This is a genomic window from Delftia sp. ZNC0008, from assembly GCF_000799035.1.
In the GTDB taxonomy this organism is placed as follows: domain Bacteria; phylum Pseudomonadota; class Gammaproteobacteria; order Burkholderiales; family Burkholderiaceae_C; genus Comamonas; species Comamonas tsuruhatensis.
This window is the reverse complement of the sequence record NZ_JTKZ01000161.1, coordinates 1-568: the sequence shown is the minus strand read 5'-3', so window position 1 is coordinate 568 and position 568 is coordinate 1. Positions and strand designations below refer to the sequence as shown.

Annotated in this window: 1 protein-coding gene; it reads right to left on the bottom strand. The window is 72.4% G+C overall.

Features of this window, described 5'->3' with window-relative positions; translation table 11 throughout:
* The coding region (locus L995_RS05470; protein WP_197065108.1) for a FecR family protein at positions 1-533 on the bottom strand (533 nt) is incomplete at its 3' end.
* Positions 534-568 lie beyond the last annotated feature (35 nt).

Sequence of the window (568 nt, the reverse complement as noted above, 5' to 3'; positions counted from 1 at the left end):
AGGCGCGCGGCCTCGGGCGTGGCCTGCAGGTCGAACGGCGCATAGCGTGACAGCCGCGCCAGGGCCTCGCCCAGCGTGGCGTCGGCAAACACCAGCTCGCCATGCCGCCAGGATGCCGCCTGCCCGGCATCGCCCCGGGTCTGGGTGGCCACCGTGCCTTCCATGCGCAGGCCCTGGCCTGCAGACAATTCATAGAAGCGCCCGCCATCCGCATCGGATTGCACGCGCACACGCCCCGACTCCACCTGCACCGTAACCCGCTCCTGCCCCTGGGCGCCCGTGGCCAGTTCCACGCCGAAGCGCGTGCCCAGCACGGTGACGCGCACGCCGCCGGCCTGCACGGTGAAGGGCCGGTCCTCGTCCCGCTCCACCTCGAAGAAGGCTGCGCCCTGCGTCAGCTGCACCACGCGCCGCGTGGCGAAATACTCCACCTGCGCGCTGCTGAGCGCGTCCAGCAGCAGGCTGGAGCCGTCCGGCAGGCCATGGCGCACCTGCTGGCCGCGCAGGCTGGACCAGCCGGCCTGCCACTGCACATGCGTGTCGCGGTAGTGCCGCCATTGCTACGCGG